General features: G+C 60.7%; 26 protein-coding genes. 12 read left to right on the forward strand and 14 right to left on the reverse strand.

Annotated elements, in window-relative coordinates; translation table 11 throughout:
• Nucleotides 1-2: 2 nt before the first annotated feature.
• Entirely contained in the window at nt 3-299 is a 297-nt protein-coding gene (locus GRF63_RS04680) for a PilZ domain-containing protein (RefSeq protein WP_160484789.1), read from the forward strand.
• Nucleotides 300-321: 22 nt separating this feature from the next.
• Here the strand turns inward: GRF63_RS04680 and GRF63_RS04685 are convergent, their stop codons facing one another.
• The 3 genes from GRF63_RS04685 to GRF63_RS04695 all read right to left on the reverse strand — a co-directional run bounded on the left by GRF63_RS04685 (nt 322) and on the right by GRF63_RS04695 (nt 3,870).
• The gene (locus tag GRF63_RS04685; protein ID WP_160484790.1) at nt 322-1,755 is read right to left on the reverse strand and encodes an MFS transporter; all 1,434 of its coding nucleotides are present in this window, start codon (nt 1,753-1,755) and stop codon (nt 322-324) included.
• 87 nt (nt 1,756-1,842) lie between these two features.
• A complete protein-coding gene (locus tag GRF63_RS16515; protein ID WP_237392284.1) occupies nt 1,843-2,568 on the reverse strand; it encodes a winged helix-turn-helix domain-containing protein in 726 nt (241 codons plus the stop codon).
• 102 nt (nt 2,569-2,670) lie between these two features.
• On the reverse strand, nt 2,671-3,870 hold the full coding sequence (locus GRF63_RS04695) for an LL-diaminopimelate aminotransferase (RefSeq protein ID WP_160484791.1): 1,200 nt from the start codon (nt 3,868-3,870) through the stop codon (nt 2,671-2,673).
• 178 nt (nt 3,871-4,048) lie between these two features.
• On the opposite strand from GRF63_RS04695, the gene GRF63_RS04700 reads away from it, so the two are divergent.
• The 6 genes from GRF63_RS04700 (at nt 4,049) to GRF63_RS04725 (ending at nt 10,463) form a co-directional block, all read left to right on the forward strand.
• Complete coding sequence (locus GRF63_RS04700; protein WP_160484792.1) at nt 4,049-5,911, forward strand: PHA/PHB synthase family protein; 1,863 nt, start codon at nt 4,049-4,051, stop codon at nt 5,909-5,911.
• A 158-nt stretch (nt 5,912-6,069) separates the two neighbouring features.
• A complete protein-coding gene (locus GRF63_RS04705; protein WP_160484793.1) occupies nt 6,070-6,900 on the forward strand; it encodes a phasin family protein in 831 nt (276 codons plus the stop codon).
• 189 nt (nt 6,901-7,089) lie between these two features.
• On the forward strand, nt 7,090-7,476 hold the full coding sequence (gene clpS / locus GRF63_RS04710; RefSeq protein ID WP_202131566.1) for an ATP-dependent Clp protease adapter ClpS: 387 nt from the start codon (nt 7,090-7,092) through the stop codon (nt 7,474-7,476).
• 110 nt (nt 7,477-7,586) lie between these two features.
• Nucleotides 7,587-8,852, forward strand: a complete 1,266-nt coding sequence (locus tag GRF63_RS04715; RefSeq protein ID WP_337189610.1) for an LptF/LptG family permease — start codon at nt 7,587-7,589, stop codon at nt 8,850-8,852.
• A complete protein-coding gene (gene lptG, locus GRF63_RS04720; RefSeq protein ID WP_160484794.1) occupies nt 8,842-9,939 on the forward strand; it encodes an LPS export ABC transporter permease LptG in 1,098 nt (365 codons plus the stop codon). The genes GRF63_RS04715 and lptG overlap by 11 nt, the downstream gene beginning before the upstream one ends.
• Nucleotides 9,936-10,463, forward strand: coding sequence for a GNAT family N-acetyltransferase (locus GRF63_RS04725; RefSeq protein WP_160484795.1), 528 nt, complete (start codon nt 9,936-9,938; stop codon nt 10,461-10,463). Before lptG ends, GRF63_RS04725 begins: the two co-directional genes overlap by 4 nt.
• A gap of 6 nt (nt 10,464-10,469) precedes the next feature.
• On the opposite strand, the gene GRF63_RS04730 is transcribed toward GRF63_RS04725, so the two are convergent.
• On the reverse strand, nt 10,470-11,561 hold the full coding sequence (locus GRF63_RS04730; protein WP_160484796.1) for a fatty acid desaturase family protein: 1,092 nt from the start codon (nt 11,559-11,561) through the stop codon (nt 10,470-10,472).
• A gap of 181 nt (nt 11,562-11,742) precedes the next feature.
• Between GRF63_RS04730 and GRF63_RS04735 the strand changes: the two genes are divergently transcribed.
• From GRF63_RS04735 to GRF63_RS04745, 3 genes are all read left to right on the forward strand, one after another.
• Entirely contained in the window at nt 11,743-12,897 is a 1,155-nt protein-coding gene (locus tag GRF63_RS04735) for an N-acetyltransferase (RefSeq protein ID WP_160484797.1), read from the forward strand.
• Nucleotides 12,898-12,981: 84 nt separating this feature from the next.
• On the forward strand, nt 12,982-13,425 hold the full coding sequence (locus GRF63_RS04740) for a response regulator (RefSeq protein ID WP_160484798.1): 444 nt from the start codon (nt 12,982-12,984) through the stop codon (nt 13,423-13,425).
• 322 nt (nt 13,426-13,747) lie between these two features.
• Complete coding sequence (locus tag GRF63_RS04745; RefSeq protein WP_160484799.1) at nt 13,748-14,542, forward strand: response regulator; 795 nt, start codon at nt 13,748-13,750, stop codon at nt 14,540-14,542.
• Between the two features lie 22 nt (nt 14,543-14,564).
• Here the strand turns inward: GRF63_RS04745 and GRF63_RS04750 are convergent, their stop codons facing one another.
• The 9 genes from GRF63_RS04750 to GRF63_RS04790 form a co-directional block, all read right to left on the reverse strand.
• Nucleotides 14,565-15,950 carry an MATE family efflux transporter gene (locus tag GRF63_RS04750; RefSeq protein ID WP_160484800.1) on the reverse strand — a complete coding sequence of 462 codons (1,386 nt, stop codon included), beginning with the start codon at nt 15,948-15,950 and terminating at the stop codon, nt 14,565-14,567.
• A 53-nt stretch (nt 15,951-16,003) separates the two neighbouring features.
• Complete coding sequence (locus tag GRF63_RS04755) at nt 16,004-17,005, reverse strand: alcohol dehydrogenase catalytic domain-containing protein (protein WP_160484801.1); 1,002 nt, start codon at nt 17,003-17,005, stop codon at nt 16,004-16,006.
• Nucleotides 17,006-18,124: an NAD(P)-dependent alcohol dehydrogenase gene (locus GRF63_RS04760; protein WP_160484802.1), complete on the reverse strand. Its 1,119-nt coding sequence runs from the start codon at nt 18,122-18,124 to the stop codon at nt 17,006-17,008.
• Nucleotides 18,125-18,173: 49 nt separating this feature from the next.
• Nucleotides 18,174-19,037, reverse strand: coding sequence for an SDR family NAD(P)-dependent oxidoreductase (locus tag GRF63_RS04765; protein ID WP_337189611.1), 864 nt, complete (start codon nt 19,035-19,037; stop codon nt 18,174-18,176).
• Nucleotides 19,034-19,591, reverse strand: coding sequence for a 2,4'-dihydroxyacetophenone dioxygenase family protein (locus GRF63_RS04770; RefSeq protein ID WP_160484804.1), 558 nt, complete (start codon nt 19,589-19,591; stop codon nt 19,034-19,036). The genes GRF63_RS04765 and GRF63_RS04770 overlap by 4 nt, the downstream gene beginning before the upstream one ends.
• A 12-nt stretch (nt 19,592-19,603) precedes the next feature.
• Complete coding sequence (locus tag GRF63_RS04775) at nt 19,604-20,143, reverse strand: 2,4'-dihydroxyacetophenone dioxygenase family protein (protein ID WP_160484805.1); 540 nt, start codon at nt 20,141-20,143, stop codon at nt 19,604-19,606.
• Nucleotides 20,144-20,157: 14 nt separating this feature from the next.
• A complete protein-coding gene (locus GRF63_RS04780) occupies nt 20,158-20,691 on the reverse strand; it encodes a 2,4'-dihydroxyacetophenone dioxygenase family protein (RefSeq protein ID WP_160484806.1) in 534 nt (177 codons plus the stop codon).
• A gap of 114 nt (nt 20,692-20,805) precedes the next feature.
• A complete protein-coding gene (locus tag GRF63_RS04785) occupies nt 20,806-22,146 on the reverse strand; it encodes an MFS transporter (protein WP_160484807.1) in 1,341 nt (446 codons plus the stop codon).
• A 12-nt stretch (nt 22,147-22,158) separates the two neighbouring features.
• Nucleotides 22,159-22,299: a hypothetical protein gene (locus GRF63_RS04790; RefSeq protein ID WP_160484808.1), complete on the reverse strand. Its 141-nt coding sequence runs from the start codon at nt 22,297-22,299 to the stop codon at nt 22,159-22,161.
• Nucleotides 22,300-22,416: 117 nt separating this feature from the next.
• On the opposite strand from GRF63_RS04790, the gene GRF63_RS04795 reads away from it, so the two are divergent.
• Nucleotides 22,417-23,175, forward strand: a complete 759-nt coding sequence (locus GRF63_RS04795; protein ID WP_160484809.1) for a class II aldolase/adducin family protein — start codon at nt 22,417-22,419, stop codon at nt 23,173-23,175.
• 16 nt (nt 23,176-23,191) lie between these two features.
• On the forward strand, nt 23,192-23,758 hold the full coding sequence (locus GRF63_RS04800; protein WP_160484810.1) for a (2Fe-2S)-binding protein: 567 nt from the start codon (nt 23,192-23,194) through the stop codon (nt 23,756-23,758).
• A 4-nt stretch (nt 23,759-23,762) separates the two neighbouring features.
• On the opposite strand, the gene GRF63_RS04805 is transcribed toward GRF63_RS04800, so the two are convergent.
• Nucleotides 23,763-25,790, reverse strand: a complete 2,028-nt coding sequence (locus tag GRF63_RS04805) for a TonB-dependent receptor (protein WP_160484811.1) — start codon at nt 25,788-25,790, stop codon at nt 23,763-23,765.
• Nucleotides 25,791-25,805: the final 15 nt, after the last annotated feature.

Genomic DNA, 25,805 nt, shown 5'->3' on the forward strand with positions numbered 1-25,805 from the left:
CCATGATGGCAACTGGGCTGGCCGATCGCAGCGATGCAGATGTGGTGCGTGTGAAAGTACGCGCGAAAACCGGCGGATCGATTGACCTGCAGGTGCTGGATATCTCGGCAGGGGGCTGCATGGTGGATTTCCACGGATCGGCCGCCCGTCCGGGTGAACGCGTTCTTGCAACCTTGCCGGGCCTTTCTGCATTGCCGGCCGAACTGGTGTGGATAGAGGATGGCCGCGCAGGCATCGCTTTTGAAGCGCCGCTGCATGAAACGGTGCTGAGCCGGTTTGAAGGGATGATGGGCCGCTAAGGCAGCGCTGGCCAGCACCCGCCTATTCCGCAGGTTGAACGGCGGTTTTTCGCGCGCCGGTTTTCTCAACGCCTGAGGTTTGCACATTTTGCGGCAGGCGCTTTGCAAAATGCGCGAGCAGGGTGATGCACACCACGATCCCGGCAAGACAGCAGGCGGTGAAGACGTAGCCTTCGCGCGCGCCGCTTTCCCCCTGCAGAAACCCGGCAGCCGAACCGATGATCGGAGCGGCAACCGCGCCGAACTTTGCCATGAAGCTGGCCCAGCCGCCGCCAAAGCTGCGCACGGTGCTGGGGTAATAGATGCTGGTGATGGAAATCACCGCCGCATGGCCTGCGCCCACGAATATCGCCCCGATCAGCAGGGTGGTGGCAAGCTGCGTTCCGCCGCTGACATAGCCCAGGCCGACCAGCAGGACGATGGGAATGCCGATCAGCGGGGCCATGGCGATCCAGCCCGGACCGCGCTTCTCCGTCAGGGCCAGCAGCACCACCCCGCCAATCGCGCCCACCATGCCACTGGCAGCGGAAAGCCAGGCGGCATCTGTGCGTTCCAGCCCGAGGTTTTCCATGAAGATCACGCCATAGGCATTCTTCAGATAGATCGCGATGCTGGAGAAGAAATACGCGCCCCAGATCAGCGGCGTCACGATCCACAGCGCGCCTACGAACAGCTCCTTGAATTTCAGGATCGGGTTCTCGCTGCGTGTCGTCTCGCGCTCGTCGGATAGTGTGTAGTCAGTATAGCTAGACAGATCCGCGGCGGGATCGAAGCGCGACAATGTGGATTCTATCCGCGCCGCCGGCTTGCCCTTCGCCGTCATCCAGCGCGCGCTTTCGGGAAGGGTGAACAGCAGCAGCAGGGCAAATGCGCCTGTCATCGCGCCGCATACCCAGAAAATGCCCTCCCAGCCCAAAACAGGCGCGGTCCAGTTGGCGATAGGGGCCGCGGACGATGCGCCAAAGCTGAAGCCCAGCATGATGACGGTAACCGATGTAGATCGCATGGCCTTTGGCATGCTTTCGATGCTGAGCGCCCAGACAGGGGCCAGCAATCCGCCAATGGCAAAGCCGGAGATAAAGCGCAGCGCGATCAGCATTTCAGGAGAGGTGGCAAAACCGACCAGCGTGGTGAGGATTGCGCTGCCGATGGTGCAGGTGATGATCACGGGCCGCCTCCCGAAGACATCCGCCAGATAGGCACCGAAAAGGGAGCCGATCATCTGGCCCAGAAATGCAGCCGAGGTAATGATGCCGGTGGTGTAATCATCGATGCCCCATTCATCGCGAATGTAGGGCAGGGCATAGGGAAGGGCGGTAAAATCCTGACCGTCGAAGAAGGTCACGAAGCTGCACAGCATCAGCAAATAGGCGTGATAGCGGTTGAAGCCCCGCTCTTGCAGGAAATGTGCGACGTCCAGTGTGCGTGATCCGGCATTGCCGGGCGATGTCGCCATGCTCGCAGCCCTCTCCCTTGTTGATTTTGTCTGGCGTAATCCAATTGGCATGGCGGGCGCAAGCCAGTGACAGGCAAGAGTTTTCAGTCAGGCATCTTGCGATACCCAGCCAAGCTGCCGCAGATACTCATCCAGCGCATCGGCCTGCGGCTGGGTGGAGCCGAGCATGAAGGGGCGAGGATCGGCAAGGCGATAGCCGCCCTCGGGCACGGTCTTTACCAACCCCTCACACCCCACGTCCGCCAGTTTGGAGCGCAGGCGCGACACATGCACCTCCACGCTGTTGGTTTCGGGTTCGTGGTTTAGGCGCCAGACATCGGTAATTAGCTGCCGCCGCGATACCGGCACGCCGGGCGAATCCGCCAGACGCCACAGCAGGCTGAATTCGCGCGGATGCAGGCCCAGCCACCGCGCACCCTTGCGGGCATCGCGGTGAAACAGGTCCAGCGTCAATGCGCCGATATCGCGCCAGCGTGGCAGCATTCCGAACATCTCTGTCACTCGCAGGGCGCGCGCTTCCAGTTCATGCAGTCCGGTCGCGGCGGACAGTGCCTCTGCACAGCCGATGGACAGCAGGTGTGCGCGTTCTGCCGGGTCTTCAACACCCAGCAGGATCAGCCGCCATGCCGGGCGATCGGCCTCTGCCAGCGCCAGCCGCGCGGCGGCATCCAGATCACCTGTATCGCAGATCAGGACATGCCGACATTCCGCGCGGCACCCGCACTTGCCGCGGCACAAGGCCCAGCCATTCGCCCGCAAATCCCAGTGCGAAGGAGGTACATCCCCCTTCGCTATCCAGCCGAAACAGGCCATTGATGCTCCCCACTACATTTGCCCAACGGCAAAGCAGCAGCATTTAGCCAGCTTGCATCTGCGTCGGCACGTCAATCGCTTATCGCCGACAAGGCTTGTGCCTTACTTGCCGGGAGTTTCCATCCCCATATCCTGGAAATAGCGCTTGATATTGCGCGCCGCCTGGCGAAGCCGCTGTTCGTTTTCCACCATGGCGATGCGGACATAGCCTTCGCCGTCCTCGCCATAGCCGACGCCCGGTGCCACGGCGACTTCGGCCTTGGTCAGCAGCTGCTTGGAAAATTCCAGGCTGCCCATTTCCTTCAGCGGTTCCGGCAAGGGTGCCCAGGCGAACATGCTGGCGGGCGGTGCGGGGATATCCCACCCGGCGCGGGCGAAGGATTCCACCATCACATCGCGGCGCTTGTGATAAAGCTTGCGGTTCTTCTCCACGATATCCTGCGGCCCGTTCAGCGCGGCGCAGGCAGCGGCCTGGATCGGGGTGAAGGCGCCATAATCAATGTAGCTTTTTACCCGCGAAAGCGCGGAAATCAGCGTGGGATTGCCCACGGCAAAGCCCATGCGCCAGCCAGCCATGGAATAGGTTTTGGAAAGGCTGGTGAATTCCACCGCCACATCCTTTGCACCCTTTGCCTGCAGGATGGATGGCGTCGGCTTGCCGTCATAATAAAGCTCTGAATAGGCAAGGTCCGACAGCAGCCACACCTTGTGGAACTTGGCCCAGTCCACAAGCTGTTCGTAAAAGGCCAGATCCACCACTTCTGCCGTGGGGTTGCTGGGGTAATTCACCACCAGGATGGTGGGGCGCGGGACGGTGAAATTCATCGCCGCCTCCAGCTCCTCCCAATAGCGGGCATCGGGCGTTGTCGGCACGCTGCGGATGGAGGCGCCGGCCAGAATGAAGCCGAAGGTGTGGATCGGATAGGATGGGTTGGGCGCAAGGATCGTATCGCCCGGCGCGGTGATGGCCGTGGCAAGGCTCGCCAGGCCTTCCTTCGATCCCAGGGTGACCACAACCTCTGTTTCAGGGTCGATGTCCACGCCAAAGCGGTTCTGGTAATAATTGGCCTGGGCCTTGCGCAGGCCGGGAATGCCCTTGGACTGGGAATAGCCGTGCGCATCGGCCTTTTGCGCAACCTCGCACAGCTTGTCTATCACGTGCTGCGGCGGGGGCAGATCGGGATTGCCCATGCCCAGATCGATGATGTCGCGCCCTTCCGCACGCGCGGCCGCCCGCATCGCGTTGACTTCGGCGATGACATAGGGCGGGAGACGCTTGATGCGGTAGAATTGCTGGTCCATCGATTCCTTCTTCTGGATTGAGCCCCGGTTCGGGGGCTGTTGCAGGTTCGGCCTATCTGGCTGAAAGGGGCGGCAAGCGCAACGTGGCAGCCCTTTTCCCGTGCAAACGCGAAGTTTGGCGATTGTTCCCCAAGAATGGCTGCCAATCGCGGCGATCTTGCCTATAAGGGGCCTCGACATGGCGAATGATACGAATAGCGGCCAGGATGCCGCCGACATCTTTACCGAAATGCTGCGCATCCAGGGGGAAGCTGCGCGACAGATGATGCAGGCGTTCTCGCCGCAGGCTGCCCAATCCATGCCCGATGCAACGGCCGTGGATGCCATGGGGCAGGCGATGATGGAGTTCCAGAAAACCTGGCTGCAATTCTGCCTGCCTCGTGAAGAGCAGGCCGCCCCGCTGCTGACCGATCCGGCAAGCTGGATGGAGGCGATGCGTAACCTGTCTGTTGCAAACCCTTTGCTGGATACGGACGGGCAGCGCGAATTGTGGGCCGATGGGCTGAAACTGTGGCAGGATGTGCTGGCGCAATATTCCGAACAGGGTGATGGAGAGAATGCAAGCCTTCCGTTCAAGGATCGCCGCTTTGCCGATCCCGCATGGCGCCAGCAGCCGGTGTTCGCGCTGATCCACCAGACCTATCTGCTGTTTGCTCAGCGCCTGAGCGAGAGTGTGGATACGGCAGAGGGGCTTTCGGAGGATGATCGGGAGAACCTGCGCTTTGCATCCAAGGGCATTCTGGATGCCATGAGCCCGGCAAACTATCCGCTGATGAACCCCGTCGTGCTGGAACGCACGATGGAAACCCGCGGAGAGAACCTGGTGCGCGGGCTGGAACGGCTGACGCATGATCTGGAAAAAGGGCAGCTGACCCATACCGACACCAGCCAGTTCAAGCTGGGAGAGAACATCGCCAACACGCCGGGCAAGGTGATTTACGAAACCGATCTGTTCCAGATCCTGCAATACACTCCCACCACCAGCAAGGTGATGAAAACGCCGCTGCTGATTTTCCCGCCGTGGATCAATCGCTTCTACATCCTCGACCTGAACGCCAAGAAAAGCCTAGTGCGCTGGGCGGTGGAGCAGGGCGTCTCTGTTCTGCTGGTAAGCTGGCGATCGGCGGATGAGAGCATGGCCGATGTGATCTGGGACGATTACATCCGCGCGCAGATCGAGGCGATCGACGTGGTGCGTGATCGGCTGAAAGTGCCCAGCGTGCACACCGTCGGCTATTGCGTGGCGGGAACCACGCTGGCTGCCACGCTGGCCGTGCTGGCGCGGCGCGGGGAGGGGGACAAGGTTCGCAGCGCCACCTTCTTTACAGCGCAAGTGGACTTTGAAAACGCGGGCGAGCTGAAACTGTTCATCGATGAAGGAAAGCTGCAATTCATCCGTCAGGCCAGCAAGGGCGGCTATCTGGACGGGCGATATCTGGCCGCAACCTTCAACATGCTGCGCGGCAGTGATCTGATCTGGAACTACGTGGTGAACCACTATCTTCTGGGCGAAGATTATCCGGCGTTCGACCTTTTGTACTGGAACGGCGATGTCACCAACCTGCCTGCAAAATGGCACGATGCCTATCTGCGCGATCTCTATCGCGATAATCTGCTGGTAGAACCGGATGCATTGTCTGCCGATGGCACCGCAATCGATCTGCGCAAGGTCGCCGTTCCCACTTATATCCAGGCCGGACGGGAGGATCACATCGCCCCGCCCGAAAGCGTGATCAAGGCGCTGGACCATTACTCTGGCGATAATCGCTTCGTACTTGCAGGCAGCGGCCACATCGCTGGCGTGGTAAACCCGCCTGACGCGCAGAAATACCAATACTGGACGAATGACGGCGAGTTTTCCTCACTGGAAGAGTTCGTGGACGGGGCGACCGAGCATCCGGGCAGCTGGTGGCCTGATTGGCTGCAATGGCTGGAATCGCAGGATGAGAAGCGCGTTGCTGCCACCGGTGCGCGGAAGCCCGGCAGCGCGTCAAACCCTGCAATCGAGGATGCACCGGGCCGCTATGTCATGATGCGCTAAGGGGCATCAAAACGGCTGAACTACGGGTGTTTGCGCATTTTTGTGCACTGCACCATTTTTCCTTGACTTCGCGTATGCGATATCCTATTTGTGCACTGCAACAAGAGGTCGTGAATGTTTCACGGCGTCAGTAACGCAAAGGATTGAAGCGAGGAAAGATGGCCGAGACCACTTCCACATCAAAGGGCAGCGCCGACACGGCAAAAGCTGCACCGTCGCCAGCCAAGGCCGAACCAAAGGCTGAGGCCCAAGGTGCCAAGGCAAAGACTGCTGAAGCCCAAACCGCTGAAGCAAAGCCCGCACCGGCTGCCGAGAAGGCGCCCGTGAAAAAGGCTGCGGCGGCAAAGAAATCTTCTGCGGCGGCGAAAAAGCCCGCTGCGAAGAAAGCGCCCGCCAAGAAGGTTGCGGCGAAGAAGACCCCGGCCCGCAAGTCGGTCGCAAAAAAATCTCCAGCCAAGAAGCCGGCGAAGGCACCGATTGCCGCCAGCGTCGAAGCGGATGACAATCAACCTAGCGTGTCCCAGCTCAAGGAAAAAATTATGGCTACCAAGACTAACGATTACACCGCCCCGATCACCGATATGATGTCGGGCGCCGTCAACGAAATGCAGAACCGCACTCAGGCTGCTTACGAAAAGAGCACCGAAGCAATGTCGGAAATGACCGATTTCGCCAAGGGCAACGTCGAAGCCGTGGTCGAGAGTGGCAAGGTTCTCGCCGAAGGCATGCAGGGCATGGGCCAGACTTTCGCTGACGAAGCGAAGACCGCCTATGAAACCACCACTGCCGACATCCAGGAAATGGCCAGCGTGAAGAGCCCCACCGAGTTGTTCCAGCTGCAGGGCAAGATCATGCGTCGCAATTTCGATGCGATGATCGCCGCCGCCACCAAGAATTCGGATGCCACCATGAAGCTGGCCAACGATTTCGTTGCTCCGATGTCGGCTCGCGTCAGCATCGCCAGCGAGAAGATGTCGAAGGTCGCCTAACGGCATCAACAAGTTACCGGTTGCCCACTCCTCCTCTCCCAGGGCAACCAGTCAGCGGGCCGGGCAGTCTGACTGTCCGGCCCAAATGCTGTCCGGCGTTCGCATTTTGCGATTAACCGTCGTTGCAATCCCGAAAACTGCAACACCGGCCTTGCAGCCTGCACATTCGATACGATATTCGCGCTTCCAATGAACAACGCTACTCCCTTCAAGACCGCCGCTGGCTGGTCCATCTTCGCCGCCGATAAGGATGGCGATGATTCCACCGGTGGTGATGGCGAAGGCCAGATTGGCGTCGTAACGAAAACGCGCACCAAGCCCAAGAAGCCCAGCCAGTACAAGGTCCTGCTTCTGAACGATGACTACACGCCGATGGAATTCGTCGTGATGGTGCTGAAACGGTTTTTCCGCATGGATCTGGAACAGGCCACGCGCGTGATGCTGCATGTGCACCAGCGCGGCGTGGGCGTATGCGGCATTTTCCCGTATGAAGTGGCCGAAACCAAGGTGAATCAGGTGATGGATTTCGCGCGGGAGCATCAGCACCCGCTGCAATGCACGCTGGAAAAAGCCTGATCAGGCCCCAGCCATTGCCAATCAGGGCATGACCGCCATGCTTTTTGCCGCTAAGGCCCAGGGCAACTGATTTTCCTCCGCAGTGTCCAGACGGCTTTTTCGAAACACCCGTGTCCCGCTTCATCACCGCAACAGACCGCTACATCTTCCGGCTCGTTCTCGTGCCGATGATCGGCGTGTTCGTTCTGGCCGCCAGCCTTCTGCTGCTGGAAAAGATGCTGCGCCTGTTCGATTTCGTCAGCGTTGAAGGCGGGCCGATCAGCGTCGTTTTTGAAATGCTGGTGAACCTCGTGCCCGAATATGCGGGCCTGGCGATCCCGCTGGGCCTGATGCTGGGCATCCTCTTCGCCTTCCGCAAGCTGGCGATTTCCAGCGAGCTTGACGTGATGAAGGCGGTGGGCTGGTCCTACACCCGGCTGCTGCGGGTGCCCTTCCTCATCACTCTGGCTCTGGTGGCGCTGAACTTTGCCATCGTCGGCTTCATCCAGCCACAGGCGCGCTTCGCCTATGAGGAGATGGAGTTCGAGCTGAGATCGGGCGCGCTGGGTGCCTCCATCAAGGTGGGCGAATTCAACACCATCGAAGACAAGATGGCCCTGCGCATCGAAGGCAGCCAGGATGATGGCCGCCAGCTGATGGGCGTGTTCGCCCGCATCGCCGATAACGATGGGCAGGTTCTCTCCATTTCTGCGCGAGAGGGGCGCTTTCTCGCCAATAGGGAGGATCGCAACACCATCATCCTGCGGCTGGTGGACGGCGTGATCGTGCACAATGTTGCCAAGGGCAGCCCTCGCGTTCTCAGCTTCAGCCAGCACGATCTGCCCATCGATCTGCCCGCGCTTGAACAATTCCGCGATCGCGGGGAGGATGAGCGGGAGTACAAGCTGCCCGAACTGCTGGAAGTTGGCTGGAGCCCTGAAAGCACCGCCGACGAACGCATCGGCAGCCAGGCCAATTTCAATTATCGCATGGTCGAAGTGGTGATGATGCTGATGCTGCCGTTCCTCTCTGTGGCGCTGGGCGTGCCGCCCAAACGCAGCACATCGGCGCTGGGCGTCTTCCTCTCCATCGTGATCGTGGTGGCCTATCATAAGATCAACCAATACGGCTCCGAAGTGGCGGAGATTGGACGGATCGATCCCTTCCTTGCCCTTTGGGGGCCGTTCGCTGTCCTCTTCGTGTTGATCGCCTATATGTATTACCAGGTCGCCTTCGTGCCCGGCGGGCAGGCTATCGGTTTCCTGGAAAGCGCCTATGCAAAGGTCGCGCGCCGCCTGAAAAAGCTGGTGGGTCGTGACAAGCTGCGTGGGCTGGTGCCCGATCAGGATATCCACATGCAGGACGATGACGAGGGTACGCCGCCGCATGTTGCTTGATTTCTTCCCCTCACGCACGCTGACGATCTACCTTGCAAAGATGTTCGCGGTGCGGATCGTGGCCGTGCTGGGCATGCTGGTGATGGTGCTGCTGATGCTGGATCTGCTGGGCAAGACCGGCGATATCCTGGCAGTGGAAGGCAATACCAATGCCGAGGTCTGGCTCTACGCCTCGCTGCGCGCGCCGCAGCTGGTGTCACGCTTCCTCCCCTATTCCGTGCTGCTTGCCACGATCATCACGCTGGCGGGCATGAACCAGAATTCCGAAGTCATCTCGATGAAGGCGGCCGGCATGTCGGCCCACCAGATCCTGGCGCCGCTATTGCTGATCGGGCTGGTGGTGGCGGCCATTTCCTTTGCTTTCAACGAACGCATCGTCACCCGCGCCACAGCCACGCTGTCGGCGTGGGAGAACGTGGAATTCGCCGCTGTTCCCGAAGACAGGGGAGCGCGCACGAACGTCTATTTCAACGATGGCACCGATGTGCTGCTGGGCGGCACCCTGTCTGGCAGGGGCGATCAATCCGTGCTGACGGATGTCACCTTTTATGACCGTGACGATGGCGGCATGATCAAGCGTCAGATCACCGCGGACAGGGCGACATTCGCATCGCCCGGCTGGCGCCTTGAAAACGCCGACAGCTTCGATGTGGCCACCGCCAATTCAGAGCGGCTGGACAGCATCGTGGTGGCAGAGGGCGTGGAAATCGCGCAGGTCGAATTGCGCCGTGTGGATGCCGATGCACAGCCGCTGGGCGAATTGTCGCAAAGCATAGACGCCCTGCGCGGCGCGGATCGCCGTACCGGGGAGCTGGAGGCGAAATGGTGGCACAAGATATCTGGGCCGCTCTCCGCCGTCCTTATGCCCTTGCTAGGCGCTGTCGCCGGTTTCGGTCTGGCGCGATCGGGCAAGCTGTTCCAGCGCGCTATCATCGGCATGGCGCTGGGTTTCGCCTATTTCGTGGTGGACAATGCCGCGCTGGCGATGGGCAGTTTCGGCGGATATCCACCTTTGCTGGCGGCTTGGGCGCCGTTTTTCCTGTTCTTGCTGGTGGGTGAAACGGTGCTGGTCCGGACGGAGGAATGACTCCGTCGGACTGGTCCGTCAGGCTGGCACATCCTGAAGATGCAGAGGCTTTCGCGGAGGTGGAGGGCGATGCGCTGCGTAGCTTGCGCGATGCGCCCTCATTGGCGGAGCATACCCTGCCGCCACCGCGATCAGCCGATGAATACCGTGCGATAATCGCGCAGCGGCAAAGCCTTTCCGTCTTGTCGGAAGAGCGAATTTTAGGCTTTGCAGCCGCGCGCCCGGCGGGGCGTGCTCTGCACCTTCATCAAATCAGCGTAGCGCGCGCATTTCAGCGTAACGGTATTGGTGCAACGCTTCTTCGCGCGTTGCAGATCGATGCGCGCAATGCAGGGTTTGCCGCCATCACCCTGCACACATTTCGCGCCATTGCCTGGAACGCGCCGTTCTTTGCCGGACATGGCTTTGAGGAAGTTGCGGACCTTTCGGCCCATCCGCGATTGGCGGCAGGTCAAGATGCGGCGGTGAGGGAGGGCCTGCCCGAAGACATGCGCTGCGCGATGATCTGCCAAATCGACAGATAGGGAGGGTCAGCCTTCGCGCCGGCCCATGGTGCTGCGCGCGATACGGCCCACCAGCGGGAACATGCCGGGATGGCTGGCCTCAGCGAAAGTGGATGTCTCTCCCAGATGCGCGTGAATGCGCCGATGCGCCTCGTGCAGGGAGTGATAGGGCATGGAGGGGATCAGGTGGTGCAGCGCGTGATAGCGCAGGCCCACAGGTGCCCAGATGCCGGCGATGAAGCGCGGCACGTTCACGCTGTCCAGATATTGCGCCGTCACCGTCATCGCTTCCCCGTCATTCTCCCACAAATGCGCGACCAGCGTGCGCAACTGGTTGAACACGGCAGCCGCCGCGGTGATGGCGAATGCGATCAGCAGCGGACGCCAGCCCAGCCAGAACGGCGTGCTGATCAGGAACATCGCCCAAAGGCTGGCCCCCACCTGCTGGAACAGGAACCACTTGCGGTCCTTGCCCTCTGGCGGACGGCGGCGGAAGGACGGGTTGATCGACAGAGCAGAAAACCGTTCCCAAGTGAAACGGCGCACCGCCGGAATTATCAGGCCGGTAGGGGCAAGAATTCCCCAGCGGAACACCAGCGCGATAGGCGCAAGTGCCGCGATCAGCACGAATACCGGCAGGCTCCATGGTTTCATCAGCGCCAGCGGCATATATTCAGGATCGTCGATCGTCCCGTATTTCGTGCGGGCATGATGCAGGGTGTGAACGCCTTCGTACATCAGGCTGGGCGTCAGCATGGGAATGCCCACCAGCAGGTTCCACGCGGTGCGGAACCCCGGCAAGGCGGTGCGATGCAGGTGCGAAATTTCATGAATGAACAGCAGCGCCCGATAAAGCGCCAGGACTGACACCACGCCAAGGGCAACCGCCAGCCAGGTGCTGTCCACCAGGATCGCACCCGCCATCGCGGCATAGCCCACCAGTGCCGATCCGATCATGTCGGGCCAATAGATTTCCGGCCGCGCGGTGTTGATATCGCGCGTCAGTTCGGCTGCGGCGCGCAGCATATCCTTGTCGTCAGGGATCTGGGCATGGACGCGCCGCTGCGCCGGCTGGGTTGCAGCCGTTCTTTGTGCGGAATTGCTGGTCGTCGCGTCCATAAGGCGGGCTCTATAATCCAAACTGTTCTAAACTGCACTGTTCTCAAAACCGCGGGGCATTGCGGCACGATGTCTGCACATGCGATCTGCATCCCAGACCCGGCGCTCTTGACCCCAGTGCTCTTGACAGCGGCTTCAACCATATCAAGAGCGAACCCGGTATGAACGAAAGGCCGATCCTGTGAACGAACAGATAGATATTGCACCGGTTTCCGGCAAGGGTGACCTCGAAGCGTTCATAGATATCGCGTTCAAGCTGAATGAGAGCGATCCAAACTGGGTGCCGCCTCTACGCATGGAAGTGCGCGAACTGCTGACGCCCGGCAAGAACCCATTCTTCGAACACGCCAAGGTGCAATTGTTCCTCGCCCGCCAGGGCGGAAAAGTGGTGGGCCGGATTTCCGCCCATTATGACGAGCTGGCCCTGGCGCAGCCGCCGGAGCAGGGCATGGGACCGGGCACCGGCAACTGGGGCATGATGGAGGCGGCAGACGAAAACGTCATGGCCGCACTGATCGCCCGCGCGGAAGACTGGCTGCGAGAGCAGGGGATGACCCGCGTGCTCGCCCCGCTCAGCCTGTCTGTCTGGGATGAGCCCGGCTTGCAGGTGAAGGGCCACGATCACCCGCCGATGATCATGATGGGCCATCACAACGCCGCCTATGAAGCATGGGTGGAGGCGCAGGGTTATGACGTGGCAAAGCGCCTGCTGACCTATGACCTGAAGATCCACGGCGGCTTCCCCCCGCTGATCGACAGGATTGTCGCCTCCGGAGAGAAATCCAGCCGCATCAATGTGCGCATGGTGGACACCAAGAATTTCGAATCCGATGCAGCGATCTGCATGGATATCCTCAACGCGGCGTGGTCCACCAACTGGGGCTATGTGCCGTTTACGGAGGCTGAAAAGGTTTATGCCTCCAACAAGCTGAAGCCGCTGACGAAGCAGGGCGCCAACATGATAGCCTTCGTCGATGGCGAACCTGCGGCCTTCATGCTGGCGTGGCCGGACATCAATCTGAAGCTGAAGAATTACGGCGGAAAGCTGTTTCCGTTCAATTGGCTGAAGCTGCTGTGGTGGCTGCGCAACCCGGATTCGATCAACTGGCGTGTGCCATTGATGGGTGTGATCCCCAAGTATCAGAACAGCCGCATGGCCAGCCAGCTGGCTTTCATGATGATCGAATATATCCGCCGTTATTCGGTTGGCCGCTTCGATGCCGAAAGGGCGGAGGTCGGCTGGATCCTGGAGGATAACCAGGGAATGGTGGCGATTGCCGATGCCATCGGGGCAAAGGTCAATCGCGAGTATCGCCTCTACGAAAAACAACTTTGATCGCTATCGCCTGTTTGCGGGAACCCTCTGCAATCGATTCACGTTTGGTTCCCAGGTGCATGCTTTGCGCCTGCACGGAGGCGAATGACCGATAAATCGAAAACCAAGCCCCATAACGGCAAGAAGACCAAGCCCAAGAAGCTTGGCCGGGTATTGCTGGTGGAGGATGATGCAATTCTGGCGATGACGCTGGAAGATGCCTTGCGCGCTGGCGGCGCCGAAGAGGTGATCATCTGCCACACGATGAAGGCGACGGTCGAGGAGCTGGAAAAGGATGAGAAGCTGGATGCTCTTATCCTGGATGTACATCTTGCCGATCGGGACGACGGCTGGGCACTGGCAGAACTGGTTGCGATGCTGGGCCCGAAACGTCCGTGGATCGCCTTTGCCACAGGATCGCCCAAAGCCATCCCGCCGGAAATCGCCGAAATGGGTCCGGTTTTCGAAAAACCCTATGACCCGGAACAACTGGTGAAGGTAATGTCGGACGGTCGCAAGCAAGGCCTGTTCTCACGCCTGCTGGGCTGAAGTCGCCAATCTGCCTTTACTGCAGTCTATCAATCCCTATTGGACGAAAAAAAGGCCTCCAATCTTTTGATTGGAGGCCTTTCGGGATCGTATCACCAGCCGCTTGGACGGGAGGGGGGGGTCTCGGCGGTGATATAGTGTAAATGACCGTCTTCAATTGCAGTTCCCGCCCGCCCAAATTTTTTCGAATTTATTTTTCGCCAGCATTTGCATTGCGTCGCAACAGGGGCCATTCGAGGGGTGGATTCAGTCAGATGCGCCGGACAGGAACCCATTCCCGTCGCGCGCGTTCACCTGAAACGAATTACCGGGAAGGGTTTATATGAGTATTGGTGCAGAAGTCGCCGCACATCTACCGTTTCTTCGCCGCTATGGCCGCGCCCTCACAGGGTCACAGTCGACAGGCGATGCATTTGTTCAAGCTACACTGGAAGCCGCACTGGCCGACGATGATCTGGCAGACAGCCTGCGTGGTGGCCGTGTGCCGCTGTACAAGGCTTTCAACAAGGTCTGGTCCAGCGCGTATATGGAAGTTGAAGAGGCTCAATCCGAAGGCTCTTCTCACGAAGTTGCCGCACAGGATCAGCTGAAGCGTATCACGCCGGTCAACCGTCAGGCCCTGCTGCTGACCACGGTGGAAGACTTCACGACCGCTGAAGCTGCAGAAATCATGGATATGGACGAAGGCGATGTTGAATCGCTGGTTCGTGAAGCTGTGGCCGAGATCGAGCGTGAGAGCAGCACCAGCGTTCTCATCATCGAGGACGAGCCGCTGATCTCCATGCAGTTGGAAGACCTGGTGAAATCGCTGGGTCACGAAATCTGCGGCACCGCAGCCACGCGTACGCAGGCGCAGGAAGTTGTTGCGGAAACAACGCCGGGCCTGGTGCTGGCCGATATCCAGCTGGCCGATGGTTCATCTGGTCTAGATGCGGTGGACGATATTCTGGCGATTGAATCGGTGCCGGTGATCTTCATCACCGCCTATCCCGAACGCCTGCTGACGGGTGACCGTCCGGAGCCGACCTATCTGATTACCAAGCCTTTCCAGGAAGACACGGTGCGTGCTGCGATCAGCCAGGCCCTGTTCTTCGGCTCCAGCCGTCCGCTGGACTAAAGACGGCCACGGTTGAAGATGATTAAGCGTCCCCGGCGGCCTGTTCGCCGGGGCGCTTCCACAATACCCACCAGGCAATCGCAGCGGCGGCCAATCCGCCCAGCAGGTTTGCCGCCAGTTCGCCATAATAGATCGCATCGGTGCCCAGCGCCCCGCGCAGCAGCCACGCGAATGGCACCATCACCAGCAGGACACGCGTGATCGAAAGGGCCAGCGCATTGCTGGCGCGATCGATGGCGTTCAGCGCGCCGTTCACCACGATCAGCACGCCATATCCGGCATAGCCCCACACGGAAATCGACAGATAGGCCGTTGTCGCGTCCAGCGTCTGCGCCTCGTCACTGAAGAGGTTGGCAAACCAGCCGCGCAGGCTGAACAGCAGCACAGCTGAGGCAAGGCCATAGCCAAGGCAGAACAGCCCGGCCTGCACCAGTGCGCGCCGCGCCCGGTCATACTGCCGCGCGCCCCAGTTCTGCCCCACGATCGCGCCGATGGAGCCTGACAGCGCCAGCAATGGCACCACGGCAAAGCTCTGCAATCGTCCGCCAGCACCAAACCCAGCGACCGCTGCCGAACCCTCTATCGCCAATAGCGATGTCAGCACGGCAAGGCCCGCGGGATTGATCGAGTTGGTAAAGGCCGCCGGCCCGGCAACACGGGTCAACGCCTTGAGCTGTCGACCGAAATTGCAATTGCGAACAGCCGATGGGCGGAAGGGCAGCGCGTGCCGTTCCAGCAGCAAGAAGGCGACGATCACCCCCACCAGCCAGCCGCCAATCGTGGCATAGGCTGCCCCTGCAACGCCAAAGCCTTCAAAACCGAATGCGCCGGTGATCAGCAGCGGGTCCAGAACCCAGTTCACCATGGAATAGATGATCAGCACCGCCGTATTGCTTTTGGCGGCACCCTGTCCGCGCAGCACGCCGTTTGCGCCCATCATCGTCATCATCAGGATGAAGCCGAAGGCGTAGGGCTGCATGTAAAGATCGATCAGCGGCAGAACATCGGCATCGGCCTGCATCAGTTGGAACAGCGGCCGGCGAAGCACATACAGCAGCAGGCCCAGCACGATCCCTGCGGCAAGGCCCAGCATCAGGCCCAGGTTCGCGCGGGCGAGGGCGCGTTCGTCATCCCCTTCGCCCAATGCGCGGCTGACTACCGAATTAATGCCCACCATCACGCCCACGCCAAGGCTTTGCAGCGCGGTGATAACGGGGAAGATGAAGCTGATCGCCGCCAGTTCATTCGCGCCAAGCTGGCCGATGAAATAGGCATCGATCACGCCGACAGACATGATCGCCGCAACGCCGACGATTGCGGGCGTTGTCTGCGTAACAAGGTGCCCGGCTATCGATCCGCGCACCAGCTTGGCGCGCGGATTGTCGGGTGTTTCGGTGGATGTGGCCATGCGCCCCCAGATGGTAAGTGGCCGTCCAGCGGCAATACGGCCCTAAGCGGGTGTCAGGGCGCGATCAACACCTTGCATTGCTGAGTCCGGCGTTTGAGGCTTTCAAACACCTCCGGCGTATCCGAAAGGCTGATTGTATCGGTCACCAGCAGGCGCGGGGCGATGGCGCCTGCATCCAGCGCCGATAGCGCGGCCTGGTATTCGGGAACGGTGAAGAAAGCACTGGTTATCAGCCGCACCTGCTTTGACAGCATGGCAAAGGTGTTGAGTGTATCGGGCTTTGTGCAAAGGCCTAGCAATACGATAGTGCCATCGGGGCGCACCTGGCTTACCGCCTGATCGATCAGGCCGGGGATGCCGACGCATTCGAACACCACATCCGCCTCACGCCCAAGGCCCTGCTTTGCGCTCTCCACGGGATTTTCGGGATCGACTACGAAGATATCCGCGCCCATTTCCAGCGCGCGCGATTGCTGGAAACCGGCGATATCCTGCACCGCCACCTTGCCCGCGCCAAATCGTTTTGCCCAGAACGCTACGGCGAGGCCAATAGGGCCAGCGCCCAGCACCAGCACGCTGTCACCTGTGCGCATGCCGGACAGGTTTATGCCATGAAGGGCCACGGCGAGGGGTTCGATGATTGCGCCATCGGCCAGGGTAAGATCACTGGGCAGGGGCACGCACTGGTTGGGGCGGGTGACGGCATATTGGGCATAGCCGCCGCCCTGAAGGCCAAACCCCTCACACCATTGCACGGCGCCCTTGCGGCAATGATCGCATTTGCCGCAGCTTTTGAGCGGGATGACGGAGACGAGATCGCCGACCTTGTGGCCCGCCGTGTCCTTGCCAAGGCCGACGACTTCACCGGCAAATTCATGGCCCAGAATGTCACCATGCTGGCAGCCGTAGGCAGCATCCTGCGTCATATGCAGGTCGCTGCCGCAGATACCGCAGCGGCCCACTTCCACCACCAGTTCACCTTCGCCGGGCGTGGGATCGGGCACTTCCTCGAAAGCGAGAGGCTGGTGCAGGCCCTGAAAGGTGACGGCTTTCATCTACTCGGCAGAGATGCGCAGCACAGGCTTCACCACCTCGCCGCTTTCGCTGGCCTCGATCCCGGCGTTGATATCGTCGAAGTCGAAATACTGGATCAGGCGGTCGAACGGGAATTTGCCGTCCTGGTGATAGGCGATGAGTTCGCAGATGAAGCTGCCGACATCGCTGTCCCCGCCAAGAATACCGATCACCCGCTTGCCGCCGCCCATCAGGGCGCTTTCATTGAGGTTCAGCATGTCTTCGGGCGGGCTTGCGCCAACCAGGCCGAGGACGCCCATCGGCGCAATCAGCGGGAAGACCCCCTCGATAACCTTTTTCACTCCGGTCGTATCGAATGCATAGGCAAGGCCCTGCGGCACCAGTTCCTCCAGCTTGTCCATCGCATCGTCACCCGCCTTGATGGTGTGCGTTGCGCCAAGTTCCTTGGCCAGTTCCAACCGGCTGTCATGCATGTCGACAGCGATGATCGGGTCTGCGCCAGCGATCTTGGCGGCCATGATGGCGGCAAGGCCCACAGTGCCCACGCCGAATACCGCAATCGGCAGGCCTTCGCGCACCTCCATGCTGCGCAGCACTGCGCCAGCGCCGGTCATCAGGCCACAGCCAAGGGGTGCGAGGCGTTCAAGTGGCAGGTCCGCGGCGCTGTCAGGCACTTTTACCACGTTGCGTTCATGCGCGATGGCGTGGGTGGCGAAGGAGGACTGACCGAAGAAATTGCCGCCGATGTCCTCTCCATCACATGTGATGGTGGCCGATCCGTCAGGCCGGCGGCCGGAGAAGTTGTTCGGCCCGAAGTTGTAGCAATAGGTGGGCGCGTCCACATCGCAGCTGGGGCATTCCCCGCAGGAATTGAAGCTGATGATCACGCGATCACCGGCTTTGGCGGCGCTGACTGCACTGCCAACCTTTTCCACGATGCCGGCACCCTCATGCCCCAGAACAGCGGGAAGCGGCGTTGGCAGCTGCTGATCGCGCACGGCCATGTCGGTATGGCAGATGCCGGTGGCAACGATGCGGATCAGCAGTTCGTCATCGCGCAGTTCGTCCAGCTCGACATCGGCGATGTGGAATTCCTTGCCCTCTCCGGGACAAATGGCGGCGCGTGTCTTGGTGGTCATTTCAGCTCCATTGGCATTCGGATTTATGCAGGTTCAACGCGCAGGGCGCTCAATCGTTCAGCGGTTTGATCGGGCCCAGCTGCATGCCGCCATCGATCATCACGTGGCTGCCGGTCATGTAGCTGCCAGCATCGCTGGCCAGCAGCAGGGCGAGCGGCTTGATCTGGTAGGTTTCGGCCATCCGGCCCACGGGCACGAGCTTGTCCCACGCCTCCTTGGCCTTGGGATTCTTCTTCACCCAGCCATCGCCGATATTGGTGACGAAAGGGCCGGGCGCGATGGCGTTTACGCGGATGCCGTGGGCGGCCAGTTCATAGGCCGCGTGGCGCATGAAGTGCTTCACCCCGGCCTTGGCCGCCATATAGGGCACGCCCACGATAGCCTCGTTCACCTCTGCCGCATTGGAGGAGGTGATGACGATACTGCCGCCGCGGCGCTGCCCGTTACCCTCGTTCGCCTTCATCACCCGCGCGGCCTCGCGCAAGGTGTGGAATACGCCGGTCAGGTTGATGCCGATGCTTTTGTCCCAGCTGTCCTTGGGAAAGACGTCGATCTGGCCTGCCGGGTTGCGCTCGTCTTCCGGGCTCCAGAATCCGTTGCCGACGTCCAGTCCGGCATTGGCAAAGGCGATATCGCAACCGCCATAGGCCGCCACGTGATTGTCGAAAGCCTGCGCCACCTGATCCAGATCGGAGACGTCGCAGCTTTCCCAGCGTGCCTCGTAACCCTGATCGGTGAACCGCGCCGCTTCTCTCGCCGCGCCTTCGGCGTCGATATCGGTGATGGTCACCTTCGCACCCGCTTCCGCCATGGCTTCTGCATAGGCGAGGCCGATGCCGGAGGCAGCACCCGTTACAAGGGCGCTTCGTCCCGCAATATCGAACTGGTCGAGAGTGCGTGGCTCCTCGCTCACAGATACAGCTGCCGGTTGATCTCCAGCCCGTTCTCTTTGCAGTAGGTCTCGTAGTGGTTCATGAACCACCATACATCCAGCGTTTCCACGAAATTGCCATTCTCATCGTAGAACTCGTTGGCACCCTGCATCCAGAAGAATGCCTTCATGCCATTCGGCTCATCGGTGACGAGCGTATGTGCATGGCCGGGAAATTCCGTGATGAATTCGCCGGGGCCGCAGACCCAGTCGTATTCCAGGTAGCGGAACGTGCCTTCCATGCCGATCGCCCACACCATGCCGCGATGCTTGTGCGTGCCGATCACGCCGGGGGACTTGATCCACAAGATGTTGGCATAGACATTGTTCCGCACGTCGAATGCCAGGTGCCGGATGGCTGCGTTGTCGCCAAAGGGGACCCACGGGCTCTCTTCTTCCGAGCGGCCGACATAGGTGCCGGGGATGCAATACTGATCGATCATGTTCTTGTGCGCTTCGGGCACTTCCACGATCTTGAATGCGCCGGAAGGTGGGGCCTTTATGCCGCCAAGCTGCGATTTTTCCTGCGTTGCCATGTCAGGCTCCCTTTAAAGATACAGCTTCTTGTTGATGGGAATGCCGTGTTCCTTGCAGTGGTTTTCATAGTGTTCGATGAACCACCACACGTCGACGGTATCCATATAGGTGCCCTCGGCATCGTAGAACTGGATCGGGCCGTTCATCACGCCGAACAGCTTACAGCCCTCTGGGTGCTCCGTTACCAGCGTATGCGCTTCGCCCGGTGTTTCCAGGATCAGGCCGCCCGGCGTGCCGATCCAGTCATATTCCAGATAGCGCACGCTGCCCTCCAACGTGATCATCGTCACCGTGCCGCGATGCAGGTGGGTGCCGATGGTGCCGGGGCCCTTCATCCAAAGGATGTTCATATACGTATTGGTGCGAACGTCGAAGCTCAGATGCTTGATCGCGGCCCCGTCTCCGAAGGGCACCCATGGGGAATCCACATCGGTCAGCGCATCGATATACCGTCCGCCGGGGCTCAGCCGCTCCACCGTGTCACGATAGGCCCAAGGCACATCGACGATTTCCTTGGTGTCTGACGGCGGGGCTTTGAGTTTGGTGACCATGATGGCATCTCCTTTTATCGGATCAGGGTGTCGACATAATCGGCGCCGATGCCGACGGCGTCATAATGGGTGCGGGCCAGTTCCATGTAATCGAACACGTCAAAATGGCCGACGCTTTCGCCGTTCTCGTTCAGCCACATCAGCGGGCCGGATACGACGAAGAAGACCTTCATCGGGTCTTCGTGTTCATAGGCTACCAGCGTGTGGCTTTCGCCCGGCGCCTCGAAGATGAAGTCGCCTGCCGTGGCGGTCCATTCATGCTCGAGATAGGCCCATTTGCCGCTGATGGTGTAGGCCCAGATGGGCTTGGGATGGTAATGCCGGTTCACGATGCACGGCTTTGTCGCCATCAGCACATCGGCCCACATGTTCAGCGTAGGGCTGATCCACACCGGCTTTGACGAGACATTCTCGACAATCGGCACCCAGTATCGTTCATCACCCTCTGCGATCTTGGCCATATAGGCCTCTGGCATCGCGCCGGGACGTAGGGCGTGGGGTACGGGCGGAGTCCCGGCCCAGGGTTCGGTCGTGGGTGCCTCTGGCATCTGTCTCTCCAACTCGGTCCGCGTTTGGCCGCGAATCTCGATCTCAGCGCAGTTTATCCTAACGCACGTTATTATGCGACATGGTTGTTTGGCTGCATTCTTCCCGCTGCCCGATCATGCCGGGTTTGCGGTTTCGCCCCGGCGGCGAAGTGCCGCAGGTGCGGTTTCCTTCAGGCCCATGGCCACGAAGCCGCTGATCACTGCCAGCACCATCAGCACGTAAAGGAAGGTTTCCGGCCCGTAGGCATCGTTCAGCAGTCCGGCGAGCGGCGGGCCAAGGACGCCGCCCAGCACCTCGCAGCTGCCCATGGCAAGGCCCAGCACGGTGGCGTGATGGATGGGGCGGAAGCTTTCCGAAGGGATCGTGGCCATGAAGATCGGGAACACGCCGTTCACCATCCATCCAATGAAAAAGATAGGGATCAGAACGGTGGCATAGCCGGAGAGGCCCAGCAGCCCGTCGCCCGTAAAGCTGGCGGGATCGAGGTAGATCACGCCCAGCGGCCCGATCAGGGAAAGGAAGGGCAGGAAGACCATCACCGGCTTGCGCCCGATCTTGTCCGATATGCCCGCCACCACGAAGCTGTAGATCGCAGCGGCAATGCCCAGCGAACCGACCAGCCAGCTCATGGAAAAGGCATCCATCCCGCGCGTTTGCACCAGGAAGTTGGGCATGAAGGCCCAGGTGATCACGAAGTGTGCCACCAGCAACACACCCACCACCACGCTGACCCACATGTTGCGGACCTTCAGCGCTTCGAGAAAGCCGATGGCCGAATGGTGATCGCCAGCCGTGCCAACCTGCGCAGAGATTTCGGCGGCAGGCTCCGGCTCACGTAGCATGAGCCAGATAAGGCCTGCGCTCAGCAGGCCGGGCAGGGCCGCTAGGTAGAATGCCTCGCGCCAGCTGAATGCGGTGGCGAAGGCCACCAGCACCACGGGTGCGGCGAAGCTGCCCAGCAGATTGGAGCCAAGGTTCTGCGCCACGCCCTGAGCCAGCCCGCGCCGTTCGGGGTTCACCTCGCTTGCCACCATGGCATGGCTGATCGGCATCACGCCGCCTTCGGCTGCGCCCATCAGCAGGCGGGCGGCGAACAGGAACAGGAAGCTGGTGGCAAGGCCGGACAGGAAGCTGCACAGCGAGAACGCGATGGTGGCGATCACCAGAAGGATCTTTCGCTTGCCGATACTGTCCGACAGGCGACCCACGAAGAAGGCGGCAATCGCCCAGCTGAAGGACAGGCCGCCTGCCAAGAGGCCGATCTGCGTCTGCGACAGTTGCAGATCCGGTTGCACGAAGGGCATCAGCGCGTTCAGCGCCTGCCGATCGAAGAACACGATGCCGAAGTTCAGGCTCAGCAGCAGCACCAGCAGCGTCTGATAAGCGGGTGAGTTGGTCACCCAGTTGCCTTGCGCTTCGCCGCCAGCGTGGATGTGGGCAGGATGTGTGGCCATGTCGTGGAGTTCCTATGCCAGGGGGCGGATAACGTTCGGCTCGGCCTTGCGCACGGCAATCGGGTGGCTGGCGACAGCGTTCAGATAATGGGCGGTGAAAGCGGCCTGCGCGATCCCGCCGATGGGCTGGCCATAGCCAGACGTATCTGCCATCGAATCCTCCCGAATTGCCGGTCTTGTTTGCCGGTCCTTATACGCAGTGCTTGCCAGCCCACGCGACAAAGTCAATCTCGCGCTGTAGACAAGAGGGAATCACGAGGGAGAGAATCAATGGCTACCCAGATGAATGACAATGTCGATTGCAGTACCCAGGAATGGCAGGCGCGGCTGGATCTGGCCGCGGCCTATCGCATCTTTGCGCATCTTGGCTGGTGCGAGAGCATTTATAATCACATCACGCTGCGTGTGCCCGGCACCGAAAACCAGTTCCTCATCAATCCATACGGTCTGTTGTGGGAGGAGGTAACCGCGTCCAGCCTGGTGAAGATTGACGAGAACGGGCAGAAGCTTGGCGACAATCCGCACCCTGTAAATCTGGCGGGCTTCACCCAGCACAGCGTATTTCACAAGAATCTGCCGCACGCCCATGCCATCGTCCACACGCATACGCCGGACACGATGGCGGTCTGCGCTACCGAAGGGGGCCTGCAGGCCAGCAATTTCTATTCCTGCTTCTTCGAAGGCGCCATCGGCTATCACGATTTTGAAGGCATCACCGTGCGCAGCGAGGAGGGGGAGCGGCTGGTGAAGAACGCCGGCAATCACCAGATCATGATGCTGAAGAACCATGGCCCCGTGGTGATGGGCCGCACGATCTACGAGATGTTCCTGCTCTACTACATGCTGCAGCGCGCGTGCGAGGTGCAGGTGAAGACCGCCGCGATGGGCAAGCCGATCATCGTGCCGCCAGAAGTGATCGAAACGCACCAGCGCGACCGTGACAGACAGTTGACGGATGACTTCGGCAAGCTGGACTTTGCCGCCTGGACGCGCAAGATCGACGCCATCGATCCCAGCTGGCGCGACTGAGAGGCCTGCCTACACAATGACGGCAATGACGGTAAACGAACGGCCTGTCGATTTCGACATGGACCCTGCCACGCCATTGCTGCACGCGCTGCGCGATGCGGCGAATTTGACGGGCACGAAATACGGCTGCGGCGTGGGCGATTGCGGCGCGTGCATGGTGCTGGTGGATGGGGAGGCGCTGCGTTCCTGCCTCGTCACCATTGCGGAGGCCGAGGGCCGCTTCATCACCACCATCGAAGGGCTGAGCCGAGATCGCTCACACCCGGTGCAGCAGGCGTTGGTGGCAGAGCAGGCGATCCAGTGCGGTTTCTGCACGCCGGGCATCGCCATTGCCGCTGCCAGCCTGCTGCGCAGCAATCCCGATCCCACAGAGGCGCAGATCAGGGACGCGATACCCAATTTGTGCCGCTGCGGTGTCTATCCGCGCCTTGTGCGCGCCGTACAGCGCGCGGGCCGCGTGGCGCGTCGGCGTGAAACGATCAGCGCCGCGCCTGCACCGGGGATCGATCCGGAAGACGCGGCGCGTGCCGTTCCGGGTATGCGCATGAAGGGCGCAGGATCGGACGGCGAGGGACCGAACTAGGCGATCAGAACCGCAACCTTGCGCCAAAGCTGACATTCAGCGGGGCGCCCGGCTGGATGTTGTTGTCGCCATGCGCGCTGGGAAAATAGTCCTCGTCGAACAGGTTCTCCACATTGGCCTGCAGAGTCAGCATATCGGTCGCCTCGAAAAACACGGCGGCATCCACGCGGGTGTAGGATGGCAGCACGACGTTGTTGCTGAGCGATGCGTATTGCTCTGACAAATGCGTCAGTCCGGCGCCAAAGCCGATCCGGTCCGTCACGTCATAGCGGGCCCATGCGGTGATCTGGTGTTCGGGCACCTGCTGCAACCGCGTGCCGGATGTGGCCGATGTGGTGGTGGAGGTGATTTCCCCGTCGAGATAGGAATAGCCAAGGGAGAGGGAGAGGCCGTCCACTGGCTCTCCGATCAGGCCCAGCTCAAAGCCTTCTACTTCGCTTTCACCTGCCAGAATCACCAGGCCGGTGTTGGCAGGATCGGGCGCAGTGGTGTTGGATCGGGTGAGGCGGAAAACCGCCGCCGTCAGCAATAGGTCGCGGTGCGGTGCCCATTTCACGCCGGCTTCGATATTCTCGAAAACCTCCGGCTCCAGCGATGCGGACTGCTGGTTCAGCACGGTAAACTGGTTGCCGGATTGCGGCAGGAAGCTTTCGGCATAGCTGGCGTAGATCGACAGATTATCCATCGGTTTCAGGATCGCACCAAAGCGCGGGCTGACCCGATCATCCACGCGGGCCCCATCGAAATTGGCGATGATATCGGTGCTTTCCAGATCAAAGCGATCATAGCGCACGCCGGCCACCAGTTGCAGAATGCCGATATCCAGCTGTTCCTGCGCATAGAAGGATAGCGTGGTCAGCTCGCTGGCGCTGGCGCGTTGCGGCACCAGGGTAAAGCTGGGCACGGAAATCGTATCGTCCAGCGGCACGGTGACGCCGGTGTCCGCGCCGTTGTTGAACAATGCGCGGTTGCGGAAGGCATCGGTGTCCTGCGTTCCTGCCTCTGCACCCACCAGCAGAGTGTGGCTGAGCGATCCTGTGTCGAACTGCCCCACCAGGTTCACCTGCCCGATCAGGTTCTGGCGATCCGTGCCGCTTTCATATCCGCCGAGGTTGACGGTGGTGGCCGTTGCTCCGCCGCCCGGAACGATATTAGCATAGAACTTGTCGTAATCGGCGAACATCACGCTGGCGTTCACGCTCCACGCGCCGCTGATATCATGTTCAAGCCGGGTGCGGGCCACATGCACTTCCACATCGCTGGAATTGTAATCGGGATCGCCGAAGAACGTCTCGTCATAGCCGCGCAGCGGGCCGCCGTTCAGCGACGGCAGGCCGCGGTCGACCACGCGCTTGTCATTGTCATAGGTGTAATAGGCGTACAGCCGTGTGTCCGGGCCGAGGTTGGCCGTGACGGTGGGGGAGAAGCCGATGAAACGGCCTTCATACACGTCGCGGTGGTTGTCGAACTCTTCATACGTCCCGGTGAGGCGGACGGCCACGCTTTCGCTGGCGGGCAGGTTGGCATCGCCAGTAAAAGCGAACGCGCCGAAGCTATCCACCTGTGCGCCCAGCGAATATTCGGGCGCGCCGAATTCTGCCACCTTGGACACGCGATTGATCGCGCCGCCGCCTGCGCCGCGCCCGAAGATCAGGGCGTTGGCACCTTTCAGCACTTCAACACGTTCCACATTATACAGCGGGCGGTAATATTCGGCATCGTCGCGCAGGCCATCGATATAGAAATCCGCCGTGGTTTCCTGCCCACGAATGAACACCTCGTCACGGTGGCCTTCACCCGTTTCCAGGCTGACACCGGGGACGAAGCGCAGCGCATCGTTCAGGCTGGTGACGCCCTGGTCTTCCAGCTGGTCTGCCGTGATGACGGTGATGGCCTGGGGCACATCGATGATGGGGGTGGGGGTCTTTGTGCCGGTGCTGCCGTCTTCGTTCACATAGGTTTCCCGATCACCCGTAACCACGATATTGCCAGGCAGGTAATCACGCTGTGCCTCTGCCGCGGAATTGGCCATGGCGGTGGTGGGAGC

Source organism: Aurantiacibacter rhizosphaerae (genome assembly GCF_009807005.1).
Lineage (GTDB): Bacteria > Pseudomonadota > Alphaproteobacteria > Sphingomonadales > Sphingomonadaceae > Alteraurantiacibacter > Alteraurantiacibacter rhizosphaerae.